General features: G+C 67.5%; 17 protein-coding genes and 1 tRNA gene. 5 read left to right on the top strand and 13 right to left on the bottom strand.

Annotation, left to right across the window (positions count from 1 at the left end; genetic code table 11):
* Positions 1–352: 352 nt before the first annotated feature.
* From FIU83_RS06485 to bioB, 9 genes are all read right to left on the bottom strand, one after another.
* Entirely contained in the window at positions 353–796 is a 444-nt protein-coding gene (locus FIU83_RS06485) for a hypothetical protein (protein WP_152483295.1), read from the bottom strand.
* 15 nt (positions 797–811) lie between these two features.
* Positions 812–1,711, bottom strand: a complete 900-nt coding sequence (locus FIU83_RS06490; protein ID WP_152483296.1) for a DUF6731 family protein — start codon at positions 1,709–1,711, stop codon at positions 812–814.
* A gap of 453 nt (positions 1,712–2,164) precedes the next feature.
* Positions 2,165–2,386 carry a DUF1654 domain-containing protein gene (locus FIU83_RS17435; RefSeq protein ID WP_172976041.1) on the bottom strand — a complete coding sequence of 74 codons (222 nt, stop codon included), beginning with the start codon at positions 2,384–2,386 and terminating at the stop codon, positions 2,165–2,167.
* Between the two features lie 171 nt (positions 2,387–2,557).
* Positions 2,558–2,642 (bottom strand) — tRNA-Leu (locus tag FIU83_RS06500).
* Between the two features lie 44 nt (positions 2,643–2,686).
* Positions 2,687–3,388: a dethiobiotin synthase gene (gene bioD, locus FIU83_RS06505; RefSeq protein WP_152483298.1), complete on the bottom strand. Its 702-nt coding sequence runs from the start codon at positions 3,386–3,388 to the stop codon at positions 2,687–2,689.
* A 1-nt stretch (position 3,389) separates the two neighbouring features.
* Entirely contained in the window at positions 3,390–4,232 is an 843-nt protein-coding gene (locus tag FIU83_RS06510; protein WP_152483299.1) for a methyltransferase domain-containing protein, read from the bottom strand.
* Positions 4,229–4,948 carry an alpha/beta fold hydrolase gene (locus FIU83_RS06515; RefSeq protein WP_152483300.1) on the bottom strand — a complete coding sequence of 240 codons (720 nt, stop codon included), beginning with the start codon at positions 4,946–4,948 and terminating at the stop codon, positions 4,229–4,231. Before FIU83_RS06515 ends, FIU83_RS06510 begins: the two co-directional genes overlap by 4 nt.
* A complete protein-coding gene (gene bioF, locus FIU83_RS06520; RefSeq protein ID WP_152483301.1) occupies positions 4,945–6,117 on the bottom strand; it encodes an 8-amino-7-oxononanoate synthase in 1,173 nt (390 codons plus the stop codon). The genes FIU83_RS06515 and bioF overlap by 4 nt, the downstream gene beginning before the upstream one ends.
* A 5-nt stretch (positions 6,118–6,122) precedes the next feature.
* Positions 6,123–7,253, bottom strand: coding sequence for a biotin synthase BioB (gene bioB, locus FIU83_RS06525; protein ID WP_152483302.1), 1,131 nt, complete (start codon positions 7,251–7,253; stop codon positions 6,123–6,125).
* A gap of 70 nt (positions 7,254–7,323) precedes the next feature.
* Between bioB and FIU83_RS06530 the strand changes: the two genes are divergently transcribed.
* Both FIU83_RS06530 and FIU83_RS06535 read left to right on the top strand, forming a co-directional pair.
* The gene (locus FIU83_RS06530; RefSeq protein WP_152483303.1) at positions 7,324–8,040 is read left to right on the top strand and encodes a ComF family protein; all 717 of its coding nucleotides are present in this window, start codon (positions 7,324–7,326) and stop codon (positions 8,038–8,040) included.
* Positions 8,041–8,115: 75 nt separating this feature from the next.
* Positions 8,116–9,102 (top strand): serine/threonine protein kinase, encoded by a 987-nt coding sequence (locus FIU83_RS06535; RefSeq protein ID WP_152483304.1) that lies wholly within the window; start codon positions 8,116–8,118, stop codon positions 9,100–9,102.
* Positions 9,103–9,174: 72 nt separating this feature from the next.
* Here FIU83_RS06535 and FIU83_RS06540 read toward each other — a convergent pair whose 3' ends face one another.
* Complete coding sequence (locus tag FIU83_RS06540) at positions 9,175–9,720, bottom strand: hypothetical protein (RefSeq protein WP_253939555.1); 546 nt, start codon at positions 9,718–9,720, stop codon at positions 9,175–9,177.
* 288 nt (positions 9,721–10,008) lie between these two features.
* Between FIU83_RS06540 and folE the strand changes: the two genes are divergently transcribed.
* The 3 genes from folE (at position 10,009) to FIU83_RS06555 (ending at position 12,564) form a co-directional block, all read left to right on the top strand.
* Complete coding sequence (folE, locus tag FIU83_RS06545) at positions 10,009–10,566, top strand: GTP cyclohydrolase I FolE (protein WP_152483305.1); 558 nt, start codon at positions 10,009–10,011, stop codon at positions 10,564–10,566.
* Between the two features lie 22 nt (positions 10,567–10,588).
* Positions 10,589–10,999 carry a dihydroneopterin triphosphate 2'-epimerase gene (gene folX / locus FIU83_RS06550; RefSeq protein ID WP_152483306.1) on the top strand — a complete coding sequence of 137 codons (411 nt, stop codon included), beginning with the start codon at positions 10,589–10,591 and terminating at the stop codon, positions 10,997–10,999.
* 107 nt (positions 11,000–11,106) lie between these two features.
* On the top strand, positions 11,107–12,564 hold the full coding sequence (locus FIU83_RS06555) for an NAD-dependent succinate-semialdehyde dehydrogenase (protein WP_152483307.1): 1,458 nt from the start codon (positions 11,107–11,109) through the stop codon (positions 12,562–12,564).
* Positions 12,565–12,797: 233 nt separating this feature from the next.
* On the opposite strand, the gene purH is transcribed toward FIU83_RS06555, so the two are convergent.
* The 3 genes from purH to dusB all read right to left on the bottom strand — a co-directional run bounded on the left by purH (position 12,798) and on the right by dusB (position 15,863).
* Positions 12,798–14,375 carry a bifunctional phosphoribosylaminoimidazolecarboxamide formyltransferase/IMP cyclohydrolase gene (gene purH / locus FIU83_RS06560; protein WP_152483308.1) on the bottom strand — a complete coding sequence of 526 codons (1,578 nt, stop codon included), beginning with the start codon at positions 14,373–14,375 and terminating at the stop codon, positions 12,798–12,800.
* A 94-nt stretch (positions 14,376–14,469) separates the two neighbouring features.
* Positions 14,470–14,808: a DNA-binding transcriptional regulator Fis gene (gene fis, locus FIU83_RS06565; protein WP_152483309.1), complete on the bottom strand. Its 339-nt coding sequence runs from the start codon at positions 14,806–14,808 to the stop codon at positions 14,470–14,472.
* Positions 14,805–15,863 (bottom strand): tRNA dihydrouridine synthase DusB, encoded by a 1,059-nt coding sequence (dusB, locus tag FIU83_RS06570; RefSeq protein WP_152483310.1) that lies wholly within the window; start codon positions 15,861–15,863, stop codon positions 14,805–14,807. Before dusB ends, fis begins: the two co-directional genes overlap by 4 nt.
* Between the last annotated feature and the right edge of the window lie 49 nt (positions 15,864–15,912).

A 15,912-nucleotide genomic window follows, 5' to 3' on the forward strand; every position in this document is an offset into this window, starting at 1 on the left:
TTGCTCCCCGATGGGATGGAATGTCGACAAGCTTCCTCCTGGGCGCCTCACGGCGTGCTGTGGATTCATGGGCAGGATAAGCATCACCGTCAGCGTTTGGCAAGTTGGCTTGTCTGCGCCTACTGACGTTGCGTATCGGCGATCACTTACAGTCGCCTGGCTACAAGGCTTCTACGCTCAAGGAGTGACGTCAGGCATTCGCGAGCTCATGGAGGAGCCCGCAGCCAAGGAGGCTGGCCGGCGTCACTTCATTATTCCTTTGTCATCTGATGCGATGAGACAGCCAGAGACCTAGAGCCTCTGCCTGTCTCCGTTTATTGCTTCTCTTTAATATTCTGTAGAGTTAAATTCTTCACCCTGCTTTTCTTCGCTGCGGTTGTTTTAGCACGGCAGATGAAGCCATGGTTACTCTGCGAATTGCCAGTAGTGAAAACACAAGTAGTCCAATGACTAGTGGAGTGAATTCTTCGGCGCAGGCGAGAGGTTGAAAAAAACCCAAAAGTCCTGCGATGCAAAGAATTAGAGATCCATCTATAGAGGTTCTCAAGTATCTCATTAAGTCATCATGATATCCGGTTTCTTTTAAGCTTTTTATTTTTTCTTGGTTGGAGAGGATTAGTGATTTTATGGTGACTGAGAAAGCGGAAAATATGCCGCCAAGTGTAATTACGGCAGAGAAGAAAGAGGTTTCTTTAGGGAAAGGGACACCGTATTTGGCCAAGCCATATGCACCAGCAAAGGCTGTTACTCCAGCTATATACGGATGGCTTCGCTCCCATGTCAGAGTTTGGAACATTTTTCGCACCTCACTCTATCTCGTGTAGCCTTTTTGTTGCCAGCTTGCATATGCTCGGAATAAAGCGCTCCACCGGTCTTCAATATCCATTCTGTAGTCATCAGTGTTGACCGCAACACCAATTTCTTGAGTGAGCTTTCCACCTAGCAAGTCAATGATCTCAGGCCTATCGCCATCCACAGGGCCCTTTGTTTCGAGCTTTTTCACTGCGTCTGGATTACGAAGTCCAAGGGTCTTGGCGAAAGATGCTACTGTTTTTGCTGCTCCGTTAAGTGCTGCTCCACGGCGGCGGCCATCTACGGAAATGTTGATATCAAGTATTGTGCCATCAAGTTCTTCTGATGCGCGATAGGCATGTGTTAGTGCTGTGTTTCCCTCAAAGCTCTCTCGTGAGACTTGTGACGTGTCGATCTTTACCTCTACTCGCTGAAGGCTTCTTTGTTCGCGAAATTTTCTTTCGAAGTCTTCATCAAGTTTTACATTTAGAGAATAGCAGCCATTGCCGGTAAACTCATTTAAATATTCCTGCACAGCAGAGTGTCGCGGACCATTTTGAGCGTATTGTATCGCCATGCAGCTGGTTTCTGGATCGTACAGCACAGCCGTGTCTTCGCCTGGCGCTCCTCCGTCATAGTCAATCCCTGTTAAAGGGGTGTCTATGTCAGCTTGACCGGGGCCGTGACCGTCTCTGAAGTTCATGATATTAAAAAGCCTGAGTTCTGGCTTGCTATCGAGCCCGGGTATGTCTCTGCCTAGAGATAAACTTTCAAGGCGATATCTTCTTCCCCTAACTGGTCGTATCCGTTCCCTAAGACCTTGATCACTGATACGTTCAAGCACCTCCGTCAGCCGGTCGGCGTCTTCACTGGGCACTACGCGAAAAAGGTGGATTTTGATGGTGTTTGTGCTCGCCAATTTTCTTCTCCCTGCATGAGCGATTGATGCCTTCTTGCCACCTCTTCCGGGTCGCTTTGACGCCATCCTAGCTGTAAACGTTAGGGATCTCCATCTTTAGGATGTACTCATATGGTCTGAGTAATTTTATAACGTGCTGATTTATAATGCTTTTCTGTAGACTTGGCCTTGGGTGACGCTAGTCTTTTGACACAGCCGCCAAACCCCTTCGTAAACGTCCTGGCCTCTCTCCAATAGGTACGTAGGATGGCCCGGTTGCCAGTAGCCATCATCGCCTGAGGTGTTCAGTTGTACTCGTCCGCTGATCAAGTGTCCCTGCCAGATCACGTGATACTCGATCAGCCGATCCCTGGGCGGGCGGTGCCGTTTCAAACTGACCCAGCCTCGGCGCTCGAGGCGTTTGCGCCAGGTGGTGAGGCGATAGCGGGTATCCTCGTCCATCTGGAAAGTCCGTCACACCTTGGTAGGTATCCAGCTGACGAGCCAGCCCTCGTAGGTGCGTGTCACGTCGACGTTCTCGTTCTCGTCGATCTCTTCGATGATGAGGTTCCAGGCGTTGAGATCGTCCTCGGCGGCGGGTTTCAGATGAACCTGTCGATTCTGACGGCGGTTCGCCGCAGCGATTTCGATATGGATGCGCTGCGCGAGTTGATCGTAGCTGGAAGGGTGGGGCATGGCGGTATGTCCTGTTTTATGTACAGGCATACAGTAGTAAGAGGGAAGCATAGCCGCAAGGTCGGCGAAAAAGCTGACCAAAAAGCTGACCACACCGGGCCCAAAACAGACCAAATACAGCCCAAAATGACTGTTGGTCGTTCGGTAAGGTATTGAAAAAGAAAGAAAAAATGGTGCGGATGGGGAGACTTGAACTCCCACGCCCGAAGGCACCAGAACCTAAATCTGGCGTGTCTACCAATTCCACCACATCCGCACGGATAGGCAGGCGTGCACATTCTACGGACGCCTTCGCCCAAGTCAATCGACATCGGGCAGCGCCAGGTGATCGGCGGCCGCCTCGGCCAGCGCCGCATGGCCCTCGCTCGGGAGGCGCGGCACCACGCCGAGGCAGGGGGCGTCGAGGGTGGCGGCGAGGGTCGCCAGGTTATCGCGGTAGAGGGCGTCGTCCGCGGCGAAGCCGGGGTCGATCAGGTTGCCCACCCAGCCGGCGAGGCGCAGGCCGTCGGCGCGGATCGCCTCACCGGTGAGGCGGGCGTGGCTGATGGCGCCGAGGCGCAGACCCACGACCAGGATGACCGGCAGCGCGAGGCGCACGGCCAGCGCCGACAGGTCCTCGCGGTCGTTGAGCGGCACTCGCCAGCCCCCGGCCCCCTCGATCAGCGTCAGGTCGCGCGCGAGGGCGAGCGGCGCCCGGGCATGCTCGACCAGCGCCTCGAGGGTCGGCGTGACCCCGGCACGGCGGGCGGCCAGATGCGGCGCGATGGCGGGGGCGAAGGCGAAGGGGTTGATCGTCGCGTAGGGCAGCGCCGGCCGGGTCTGGGCCTCGAGGGCCAGGGCGTCCGCGTTGCGCAGCCCCTCGGCGGTCTCCTGGCAGCCGGAGGCCACGGGCTTGAGGCCCAGGGTGGTGAGGCCGTGGCGGCGGGCCAGGGCGAGCAGGCCGCTGGTCACGAGGGTCTTGCCGGCGTCGGTGTCGGTGCCGGTCACGAAGTAGGCGCGCATGTCAGGTCGAGAGCTCCAGGGTCAGCAGGCGATAGGTGACGGGCAGGCCACGGTCGTCGCGCAGCGCCTCGAAGCGCCGCGCCGCCCGGGCCAGGTCGTCACGCGACAGGCGGGCACCGGGCCGCGCGACCTGGGCCCCGACGCCCTTGATCGAGGCCATCACCGCGGCGAGGTCGGGATAGTGGAAGCGCGCGGCGCGCTCCCGGCAGTCGACCCGACGAAAGCCCGCCGCCCAGGCCGCGTGGCGATGCTCGCCGGCGTCGCGGAAGGCGAGCAGGGCGGCCGGGCGATCGGGATGCGACCAGGCGTGGCTCACCTCGGCCAGGGTGCCAGGGGCGAGGGTGTTGATCAGGGCGCGACCGCCGGGGCGCAGCACGCGACGCACCTCGGCCAGCACGGCGTCGAGGTCGGGGCACCACTGGATCGCCAGGTTGGAGACCACGACGTCCTGGCTGGCGTCGGACAGCGGCAGGGCGGCGGCATCGCCGCAGAGCCAGCGAACGTCCTCGCCGTGGCGGCGGCGAGCCTCGTCGAGCATCCCCGGGGCGAGGTCGAGGCCGGTGACGCGACAGGTGGCGCCGTAGCGCGCCTTGAGGTCGGCGGCGGCCTCGCCCGGGCCGCAGCCCAGGTCCAGCACCGTTTCGGCCCGTTCCGGCAGGCGCTCGAGCAGCGACTGTGCCATGGCGCGCTGGGCGCTGGCCCGCTCGGCGTAGTGCGGGGCGGCCCGGGAGAAGGCGCGGGCGACACGGCCCCGCCAGCCGGCCTCCTCTGCCGAGGCCGCTTGCCTCGGGGACGGCGCGGCGCGGCAGGGTGCATCGGTGTCCGGCGCGGGCAGGGCGATCATGGCGCGCTCTCCAGGGCGATGGCGGCCAGGCACTCGGCCAGCGCCCGGGGCTGGCTCAGCATCGGGGCGTGGCCCGCCTGGGCGAGGCGAACGTCGGCCGCCTCGCGGGCCGACGGGGCCAGCAGCGGGTCGTGCTCGCCGGCGATGCGCCACACCGGGCAGGGCGGCTCAGCCAGGCGGGCGGTGTTGTCGATCGCGGCCAGCTGGCCGAGCCCCGCGGCCAGGGTCGCCGTCGGGGCGGCGGGCTCGGGCCCCAGCAGGTCGAGCAGGCGGCGATGGGCCGACCGAGGCGCGGGCTCACCGCGAAGCTGCCAGCGCAGGAAGTGGGCGCGGGTCGCTTCGGGGTCACGGTGGAAGGCGTCGCGAAAGGTCGCCAGCGCCTCCGGCGTGATGCCCTCGGGGTCGCAGAAGCGCGCCCCCATGCCGAGCAGCACCAGGCCGCGGGGGGCGGGCAGGTGGTCGAGCAGGGCCGCGGCGAGCAGGCCCCCCAGGGACCAGCCGACCCAGACGGCCTCGGCCGGAAGGTCCTCGGCCATCGCCTCGGCCAGGGCGGCGAGATCCTCGGGGTCCTCCAGGGCGGGGCGACTGCCGTAGCCGGGCCAGTCGGGCGCGGAGACCTCGACCTTCTCCTTTCGACGACCAGGCCAGTATTCGGCGAGCGGCTGCCAGAGGCGCGCATCGCAGCCCCAGCCGGAGAGCAGGACGAGCCGGCTCATGCGGGCACCTCCTCGGCGTGCAGGGCGGCCAGGGCCTCGAGCAGCGCTTCGAGGTCCTCGTCGCGGTGGGCCGCGCTCAGGGTGATGCGCAGCCGTGCCTCGCCGCGGGGCACCGTGGGCTCGCGGATGGCGCCGACCGCGAGGCCGCGCTCGCGCAGCCGGGCGGCCCAGTGCATCACTCGCGCGCTGTCGCCCAGCACCAGGGGCTGGATGGGCGTGGTGGAGGGCGAGAGCGGCAGGTCGAGCCGGGCGGCCTCGGTGCGAAAGCGCGCGATCAGGGTCGCCAGGCGCTCTCGCCGCTCGGGCTCGGCCTCGACCAGCCTGAGCGCCTCCAGCGTCGCCGCGGCCACCCCGGGGGGCTGGGCGGTGGTGTAGACGTAGGGGCGGGCGAACTGGGTCAGGTGGTCGATCAGCGCCTGGCTGCCGGCCACGAAGGCGCCGGCGGAGCCCAGCGCCTTGCCCAGGGTGCCGACCAGCACCGGCACCCGCTCGGGCCCGAAGGCCCGGCCCGCGCAGCCGTCACCGTGCTCGCCCAGCACGCCGAGGCCGTGGGCGTCGTCGATCATCAGCCAGGCTTCGTGGCGCTCGCAGGTCGCGGCGAGGCCGGCGACGTCGGCCACGTCGCCGTCCATGCTGAAGACCCCGTCGCTGACCACCAGCCGGCGCCCCTCGCCCGGCGAGCGGGAGAGCAGCCGTTCGAGATCCGTGAGATCGCCGTGGTGGAAGCGCCGCGAGCGGGCTCCCGAGAGCCGGCCACCGTCCAGCAGCGAGGCGTGGTTGAGGCGGTCCTGGAAGAGCCGGGTCTCGCCGTCGCAGAGCGCCTGGAGGGTGCCGAGGTTGGCCATGTAGCCGGTGGAGAAGAGCAGCGCGGCCGGGCGCCCGGTCAGCGCGGCCAGGCGCTGCTCCAGCGCCTCGTGAACCGCGAGGTGGCCGCTGACCAGGTGCGAGGCGCCTGCCCCGGCGCCGTCGCGGCGTGCGCCCTCGGCCTGGGCCTCGGCCAGGCGCGGGTCGCGGGCCAGGCCCAGGTAGTCGTTGCCGGCGAAGTCGCGCAGCGGTCCACTGGGATGGTGGGTGCGCCGCACCCGCCAGCGGCCGGCGTCGCGCTGCGCCGCGGCCCGCTCGTCGAGAAAGGTGCTCCAGGCCGCCGGCACAGGGTTCACAGCCGACATGCGGGTCAGGCCTGGGCGGCGTCGTAGGCGAGCCGGCCGGCCGCGTCCTGTTGGGCCGTCGCGGCCTGGCGTACGGCGCTCGCCTCGAGGGCGGCCGCCAGGGCGGCCTGCTGGCCGGCCTCGTCGGTGCAGGTCTCCCGACGCTCGGGATGCAGGCCGAGCCGGTCGAAGAGCGCGCGGTCCTTTTCCACCTGGGGGTTGCCGGTGGTCAGCAGGGTGTCGCCGTAGAAGATCGAGTTGGCCCCGGCCAGGAAGGCCAGCGCCTGGGTGGCGTCATCCATCTGCTCGCGGCCGGCGGAGAGGCGCACGTGGCTCTTCGGCATCAGGAGGCGGGCCACGGCGATGGCGCGCACGTACTCGATGGGGTCCAGATCCTCGACGTCCTCCAGCGGCGTGCCGGGCACCTTGACCAGCATGTTGATCGGCACCGACTCCGGGTGCGGCTCGAGCCGGACCAGCTGCTGGAGCAGGGCGGCGCGGTCGCGGGGCGCCTCGCCCATGCCGAGGATGCCCCCCGAGCAGACCTTCATGCCGGCGCCGCGCACGTTGCCCAGGGTCTCCAGGCGATCGGCGTAGGTGCGGGTGGTGATGATCTCGCCGTAGTACTCCGGGGAGGTGTCGAGGTTGTGGTTGTAGTAGTCGAGTCCGGCCTCGGCCAGGCGGCTTGCCTGGTCGCCGTCGACCATGCCCAGGGTCATGCAGGTCTCGAGGCCCAGCGCCTTGACCCGGCGCACCATCTCCAGCACCACCTCGAGGTCGCGCTCCCGCGGGCTCTTCCAGGCCGCGCCCATGCAGAAGCGACTGGCGCCGGCCTCCTGGGCGGCACGCGCCTGCTCGACCACCTTCTCGATCTCCAGCAGCTTCTCCTTGCCGAGCCCGGTGTTGTAGTGGCCCGACTGCGGGCAGTACTTGCAGTCCTCGGGGCAGGCGCCGGTCTTGATGGAGAGCAGGGTGGAGACCTGCACGGCGTTGGCCTCGAAGTAGGCCCGGTGCACCTGTTGGGCGCGGAACAGCAGGTCGTTGAAGGGCAGGGCGAAGAGCGCCTCGATCTCCTCGAGCGACCAGTCGTGGCGGACCTCGCCGTGCGCGGCTAGGGTCTGGGAGTCGGGGCGGGATTCTTGGGACGCGGCAGGCATGGCGGGCTCGCTTATGGTCAACTGGAAATGGGTATCGAGGTTGACGGATAGCCTACGGCCTGCGGCGATCATGTCAACCGTGAGTGCTCGCCGGGTTGACAATTGGCTGCGACGAGCCCTGCCCGGGCGCTGCGCCTTCTGCCTGGCGCCGCTGCCGGGGGAGGCGCCCTGGTGCGAGGCCTGCTTCACGGGGCTGCCCTGGAACCACCCCGCCTGTGACGGCTGCGGCGAACCCCAGCCGCCGGTCCAGGCGGGACTGCGCTGCGGGCGCTGCCTGCGCCGTCCCCCGGCGTTCGATCGGGCGAGGGTGCCACTGCGCTATGACGATGCGGTGGCGGACCTGGTGCAACGCTTCAAGTTCAATGCCTCGCCGCGGGCGGGAAGCCTGCTGCTCGAGCTGCTGGTGACGGGGCTCACGCCGGAGGATCGGGCCTGGCCCGAGGCGCTGGTGGCGGTGCCGCTGCATCCGCTCCGCGCCCGGGCGCGAGGCTTCGACCAGTCGCACTGGCTCGCGCGGCGCCTGGCCCGGCGGCTCGACCGCCCGCTGGTGCGGGCGGTGCGCCGGCGCGACACCCCCAGCCAGCGCGGCCTGGATCGCGGCGAGCGGCGCGCCAACCTGCGCGCGGCCTTCGACGTGCCGGCGGATCTCCCCGAGCGGGTGGCACTGGTCGATGACGTGATGACCACCGGGGCGACCCTGGAGGCGCTGGCCGTGGCCTGTCGTCGGGCCGGTGCCAGGGAGGTGGCGGCCTGGTCGGTGGCGCGCACGCCGCTTCACGATCGCTGAACCGGGCTCTGGTATCCGGGCTCTGGTATCCGGGCTCTGGTAGAGTGGGGCCTTTTATGCCTGCCGGAGCCCTCCATGGAGACCAGATCCCATCCCTTCGCCGATCTCTCGCCCGCCCGGGTCGTGGCGGCGGTGGAGTCGCTCGGCATCTGGTTGCCCGGGGAACCCTTCACCCTCAACAGCTACGAGAACCGGGTCTTCCTGGTGCACGACGACGAGCGTCGCCGCTGGGTGGTGAAGTTCTACCGCCCCGAGCGCTGGAGCGATGAGCAGATCCGCGAGGAGCACGCCTTCCTGGCCGAGCTGGCCGAGGCCGGCGTGGCCGTGGCCGCGCCCTGGCGGGACGCGGCCGGCGAGAGCCTGCATCGCGCCGAGGGCTTTCGCTTCACGCTCTTCCCGCACCTGCCGGGCCAGGCGCCGGAGCTGGAGGACCCGACCCACCTGTTCGCCCTCGGCGAGCTGGTCGGCGCGGTGCACGCGGTGGGCGAGCGCGGGGGCTTCGCCCACCGCCGCACCCTGGATCTCGACGGCATGGTGCTCGAGGCTCGCGACAGGGTGCTGGCGAGCCGCTGGCTGGATCGCCATCAGCGCCCGGCCTATGAGCGCCTGTGCGGCGCCCTGCATACCCGGCTCGCCGAGCATGGCGAGGCGCTGGGGACGATGATTCGCGTGCAGGGGGACTGCCATATCGGCAACGTGCTCGGCCGGGACGAGCACTTCGCCCTGGTCGATTTCGATGACTGCCTGATGGCGCCCGCCATCCAGGACCTGTGGATGCTGTTCACCGCCGAGGAGGAGGGTGAGCGCCAGATGCAACTCTCGGAGGTGCTCGAGGGCTACGAGCAGCATCGGGACTTCGACCGACGAGAACTCGCCCTGATCGAACCGCTGCGCACCCTGCGCCTGCTGCGCCATAGCGCCTGGCTGGTGGATCGCTGGGCGGACCCGGCCTTCCCGCAGGCCTTCCCTTGGCTGGCCGATGCCGGCTACTGGGACGGCCACCTGCGTATGCTCGAGCAGCAGCGTCAGCTGCTGGAGGCGGGGCCCCGCTGGCTGGCCTGACGCGGGACCGAGGTCCCCTGGCGCAGAACGCCCCGAGGGGCGTCCTGTGGCGGGTGGTGGGCCGGGCGAGCGTCAGTCGTCGCCGGGGGCCGGCGTCTCGGCGGGTGCCGTCGCGGCGGCGCCTTCACCTCTGCGGCGCTGCGCGTTGATCTCGGCCGAGGGATTGTCCTGCTGCTCGATGGCCAGGTCGCTGGCCAGGCGCAGCTGGAAGGTCTGCTGCGGCGTCAGGCGGCACTCGCCGCCCTGGCAGGCGGGGATGCCGAAGTCGCCGTCGGCGCCGTAGGCGGCGGCGGAGAGTTCGCCGCTGTAGATCTCGCTCTCACTGCCGTCGGTCTCGATGCAGGTCAGGGCCTCGGTGGTCAGGCGGATGCGCTCGCCATCGAGCCGGGCGTTGCCGACCAGCACGCAGTATTCCGGCAGGGTGTGGGAAGCGCTCCCGCCGGCGACCGGATGGATCACCAGGTCATCGCGGGCCGGTTCCTGAGGCGTGAGGGTCAGGGGTTCGATGACCTGGACGTCGAGGGTCGCATCGATCGGCAGTTCGAGGGTGTCGCTCATGGCCAGGGACGGCACCGCCAGGGCAGCGGCCATCAGCAGAAAGGCAGGGGTCTTGATCATGTCGGGCTCTCGAGGGTGACTTGGGCACAGCATGAAGCCGGCCATAGCCTATCATAGGGCGACCCACCCGGCAGCCTCCGGGGAGTGGCGAGAGCCGCGACACGATGTCACTGGCCGCCTCGTCGCCGCCCTGCGTCGGCGGGCGTCATGCGCTAGAATATCGAGTTCCAGGATTCTATAGTTGTACAGGGTTTATATCTTGTATATCTTCTGTACACGAAGCATGCGTGATGGCCGGGCTACCCACCATCGACACGCCGGACACCGACTCTGCCACGGGGCCTGACCATGACCGAAGAACTCGCCAACCACTATCGCCACATCATCCAAGCGCTCGGCGAAGACCCCGAGCGAGAAGGACTGCGCGATACGCCCAAGCGTGCCGCCAAGGCGATGCAGTTCCTCAATCGCGGCTACACCCAGTCGCTGGAGGAGATCATCAATGGCGCGGTCTTCGAGTCGGAGACCGACGAGATGGTGCTGGTCAAGGACATCGAGCTCTATTCGATGTGCGAGCACCACCTGCTGCCGTTCATCGGCAAGTGCCACATCGCCTACCTGCCCAGCGGCAAGGTGCTGGGGCTCTCCAAGTTCGCCCGCATCGTCGACATGTATGCTCGGCGCATGCAGATCCAGGAGAACCTGACCCGTCAGATCGCCGAGGCGGTCCAGCAGGTGACCGACGCGCGGGGCGTGGCGGTGGTGATCGAGGCACGCCACCTGTGCATGATGATGCGCGGGGTCGAGAAGCAGAACTCCAGCATGACCTCCTCGGTGATGCTCGGCGCCTTCCGCGAGAAGCCGAGCACTCGCCAGGAGTTCCTCACCCTGGTCAACGGTCGCTGATTTTCCCGCAAGGAGCCACGCCATGCCGATTCATGCCCTCGACGATCAGCACTTCGACCACGACCTGGCCACGATCCGCATCAAGAACCTGCGTCTGCGCACCCACATCGGCATCAAGGATGACGAGATCAAGAATCGTCAGGACGTGGTGATCAACGCGGTGATTCGCTACCGCGCCGACAAGGCGGTCGAGTTCAACCACATCGAGCAGGCCCTGAACTACCGGACCATCACCAAGGAGGTGATCGCCCTGGTCGAGGATCACCGCTTCCTGCTGCTCGAGCGCATGACCCGCGAGGTGCTGGACCTGATCATGGGCCACGAGCAGGTGCTCACCGCCCAGGTGGAGATCGACAAGCCCCACGCGCTTCGCTTCTCCGATTCGGTCTCGATCACGCTGTCCGATTCCCGCGAGCCCCGTCGCCCGCAATGAGCTCCCGGCGTTGATGTACGAAGGTCCCCGGTGCTTGGAGCATCGGGGTCTTTGCGCTTAGCATGGGGAAAACCGACAAGCGGCCGCGTTCGCGGCAGGAGACGACCATGCAAGCCCTCAAGGAAACGCAGCTCTATTGCCCCTTCGCCTATATCGACGGCAGCTGGGTCGCCGCCGACAGCGGCGAGCAGATCGACGTGATCAATCCGGCCACCGGCGAGACGATGGGCAACGTGCCGCGCCTGGGGCGTGCCGAGACCGAGCGGGCCATCGACGCGGCGGACGCCGCCCTGCCCAGCTGGAAGGCGCTCACCGCCCTGGAGCGCGCCGACATCCTGATGAAGTGGCATGACCTGATGATGGAGCATCAGGACGACCTGGCCATGCTCATGACCTTCGAGCAGGGCAAGCCGCTCAAGGAGGCCGCCGGCGAGATCGCCTACGCGGCGAGCTTCCTGCGCTGGTTCGCCGAGGAGGCGCGGCGTGTCTACGGCGACACCGTGCCGGCCGCCAAGGCCAACCAGCGGATCGTGGTCACCAAGGAGCCGGTCGGCGTGGTGGGGGCCATCACCCCCTGGAACTTCCCGGCGGCGATGATCACCCGCAAGGCCGGCGCGGCCCTGGCCGCGGGCTGCACCATCGTGGTCAAGCCGGCCAGCCAGACCCCGTTCTCCGCCACGGCCCTGGCCAAGCTCGCCGAGCGTGCCGGCGTGCCCCGCGGCGTGTTCAACGTGGTGCCCGGGCGCGCCTCGGAGATCGCCGCGGCCATGACCGAGTCGCCGGTGGTGCGCAAGATCACCTTCACCGGCTCCACCGAGGTCGGGCGTGAGCTGATGGCCCAGGCCTCCCGGCACATCCAGAAGATCTCCCTGGAGCTCGGCGGCAATGCGCCCTTCATCGTCTTCGAGGATGCCGACCTGGATGCCGCGGTGGAGGGCGCCATGGCCGCCAAGTTCCGCAACGCCGGCCAGACCTGCGTCTGCACCAACCGCTTCCTGGTGCAGTCCAGCGTGGTGAATGCCTTCTGCGAGAAGCTGGCGGTGGCCATGAACAGCGAGCTCAAGGTGGGCAATGGGACCGAGGGCGGCATCAACATCGGCCCGTTGATCGACGAGAACGCCGTGGCCAAGGTCAGCGAGCACGTCCACGATGCCGTGGACCAGGGCGCGGAGCTGCTGCTGGGCGGCCATCCGCATCCGCTGGGCGGCAACTTCTTCTCGCCGACCCTGATCAGCTTCGCCCACGATCGGATGAAGGTGGCCCGGGAGGAGACCTTCGGCCCGCTGGCGGCGGTGTTCCCCTTCGACGACGAGGAGGAGGCCGTGCGCATGGCCAATGACACCGAGTATGGCCTGGCCTCCTATTTCTACTCTCGCGACCTGGGGCGCGTCTGGCGCGTCGCCGACGCCCTGGAGTACGGCATGGTGGGCATCAACACCGGCCTGATCTCCAATGCCGCCGCGCCGTTCGGCGGGGTCAAGGCCTCCGGGCTCGGCCGCGAGGGCGGCCACCAGGGCCTCGACGAGTTCATGGAAACCAAGTACCTCTGCTTCGATCTGGGCTGATAGCCACAAGGCTCAAGGAGCAAGGGACAAGCGGCTCGGCGACGGGCCGCTGTCCCGCTCACGAAAAACCCCACTCGGCCATGCGGCTGAGTGGGGTTTTTAGCTTGGGCGAGCGGTCGGGCCTGGAAAGGGAGAGCAAAGAGTCGAGCATTGGGCTCCTTGCTCCTTGCTCCTTGCTCCTTGCTCCTTGCTCCTTGCTCCTTGCTCCTTGCTCCTTGGCGCCCGCGCCGGCGTCAGTGGCGGAAGTGGCGCATGCCGGTGAAGACCATGGCGATGCCGGCCTCGTTGGCGGCGTCGATCACCTCCTGGTCGCGCATGGAGCCGCCGGGCTGGATCACCGCGGCGATGCCGGCGGCGGCGGCGGCGTCGATGCCGTCACGGAAGGGGAAGAAGGCGTCGGAGGCCATCACCGAGCCAGGCACCGAGAGCCCCTCGTCGGCGGCCTTGATGCCGGCGATCTTGGCCGAGTAGACGCGGCTCATCTGGCCGGCGCCCACGCCGATGGTCTGACCGTCCTTGGCGTAGACGATGGCGTTGGACTTGACGTACTTGGCCACCTTCCAGGCGAAGGCCAGGTCGCGCATCTCCTGCTCGGTGGGCACGCGCTCGCTGACCACGGTCAGCTCGTCGCGGCCGACCATGCCGAGGTCGCGATCCTGGACCAGCAGGCCGCCGGTGACGCGCTTGAGGTCGTGGGCGTGCTCGCGCTCGCCGGGCCAGTTCGCGCCGACGTCGAGCAGGCGCACGTTCTTCTTCTCGGCGACGATGCGCGCCGCCTCCTCCTCGACCCCGGGGGCGATGATCACCTCGACGAACTGGCGATCGACGATGGTCCGGGCGGTCTCGGCGTCGAGCGCCACGTTGAAGGCGATGATGCCGCCGAAGGCGCTGGTCGGGTCGGTGGCGAAGGCCTTGTCGTAGGCCTCGAGGGCGGTGGCACCCACCGCCACGCCGCAGGGGTTGGCGTGCTTGACGATCACGCAGGCGGTGTCGGTGAAGCCCTTGACGCACTCGAAGGCGGCATCGGTGTCGGCGACGTTATTGAACGAGAGTGCCTTGCCGTTGAGCTGGACGGCGGTGGCCACGCTCGCTTCGCGGGCGTCGGCCTCGACGTAGAAGGCCGCATTCTGGTGCGGGTTCTCGCCGTAGCGCATGGACTGCTTCTTCTCGAACTGCAGGTTGTAGGTGCGCGGGAAGCCATCCTCGCCGCCGGGGACCCGCTGGCCGAGGTAGTCGGCGATGGCGGCGTCGTAGCCGGCGGTGTGCTCGAAGGCCTTCACGGCCAGGTCGAACCGGGTGGCATCACTCACCGCCCCTTCATGGGAGGCAATCTCGGCCAGCACACGCGGGTAGTCGCCGGCATCCACGACGATGGTGGTGTGGGCGTGGTTCTTGGCGCAGGCGCGCACCATGGTCGGGCCGCCGATGTCGATGTTCTCGATGGCATCCGTGAGGGTGCAGTCCGGCTTGGCAACGGTCTGAGCGAAGGGGTAGAGGTTGACCACCACCATGTCGATGGGATCGATGCCGTGCTCGGCCATCACCGCGTCGTCCTGGCCGCGGCGACCGAGGATGCCGCCATGGATCGTCGGGTGCAGCGTCTTGACCCGGCCGTCCATGATCTCCGGGAAGCCGGTGTGTTCGGAGACCTCGGTGACCTCGATGCCGTGCTCCTGGAGCAGGCGGAAGGTGCCGCCGGTGGAGAGCAGCGCGACGCCTTGCTCGGCGAGGCCGCGGGCGAAGTCGACGATGCCGGTCTTGTCGGAGACGCTGATCAGGGCGCGGCGAACCGCAGGGGAGGCTTGGGACATGGGAGTCACTCTCTGTCGATGGTCAGGCTGACACGGGTGGTGAAGGGGCGGGGAAGACGTGCGGGGAGCCGCACGGGCTCCCCGGATGGACCGTTCAGATCAGGCCGTACTGCTTGAGCTTCTTGCGCAGGGTGCCGCGGTTGAGGCCGAGCATCTCGGCGGCACGGGTCTGGTTGCCCTGGGTATGCTCGAGCACCGAGGTCAGCAGCGGTGCCTCGACCTCGGCCATGACCATGGCGTAGAGGTCGGTGACGCTGGAGCCGTCGAGATGATCGAAGTAGCGCGCCAGGGAGGCCTCGACGGCCTCGCGCAGGGGGCGGTCGTCCTGGGAGGCCGGGCGAACGGTGTCGCGCAGCTCGGCGAGCTCGCCGGAAGTCGGGGACTCGAACTCGGTCTGCGCGAGATGTTGATCAAGGGAGTGGCTGCTGGTCATGCGGCACAGGTTCCGTCGGCGGCCACGGCGCGAGCGACGCGAGCGGGCGTCGCGGCGGGGTCGTGGCGAAAGAGTTCGTCGATGAAGCGGCGCTGGGCGCAGGGGCGCTCGAGGCCGTTGAAGGTGGCTCGCAGGACCCGACGCCCGTCGTCGTCGAAGCGCGCATCGCCGGCCAGGTACCAGCCGAGGTGCTTGCGCGCGATGCGCACGCCCATGTGCTCGCCGTAGAAGTCATGCAGGGCTTTGAGGTGGTCGCGCAGCACCGCGGCGCGCTCTTCGTCCCGCGGTGGGGCCAGCGGTTCGCCATGGCGCAGGTAGTGGTCGATCTCGCGAAAGATCCAGGGGTTGCCCTGGGCGCCGCGCCCGACCATCACCGCATCCGCCCCAGTATAGTCGAGGATCCGACGGGCCTTCTCGGGGCCGTCGATATCGCCGTTGGCGAACACCGGGATGTCCACCGCGTCCTTGATGGCGGCGATGGTGTCGTACTCGGCGTGGCCGGCGTAGCGCTGCTGGCGATGGCGGCCGTGCACGGCCAGGGCCTGGATGCCGGCCTCCTCGGCGATGCGGGCCACCCGCACGCCGTTGTTGCTCTCGGCACACCAGCCGGTGCGGATCTTCAGGGTCACCGGCACCTCGACCGCCGCGACCACCGCCTGGACGATCTCGGCCACCAGCGCCTCGTCGCGCAGCAGCGCCGAGCCGGCCGCCTTGTTGCAGACCTTCTTGGCCGGGCAGCCCATGTTGATGTCGATGATCTCGGCGCCCATGGCGGCATTCAGTCGCGCCGCCTCGGCGAGCATCTCGGCGTCGCCCCCGGCGATCTGCACGCTGCGCGGACCCGGTTCGCCACGATGGTCCATGCGCAGCCGCGACTTGCGGGTGTGCCACAGGGCGGGATCCGAGGTAACCATCTCGCCCACGACCAGGCCCGCGCCCAGGCGCCGGCAGAGCGCGCGGAAGGGGCGGTCGGTGACCCCGGCCATGGGCGCCAGGACCACCCGGTTGGGCAGTGTGTGGCGACCGATGCGGGGCAGGGGGCGAGCGTCGTGCATGAGCGGGGTCGTTGGCGATGAGGGGTGCATATCATACGCCCACGCCGGG

The organism is Halomonas sp. THAF5a, assembly GCF_009363755.1.
In the GTDB taxonomy this organism is placed as follows: Bacteria; Pseudomonadota; Gammaproteobacteria; order Pseudomonadales; family Halomonadaceae; genus Halomonas.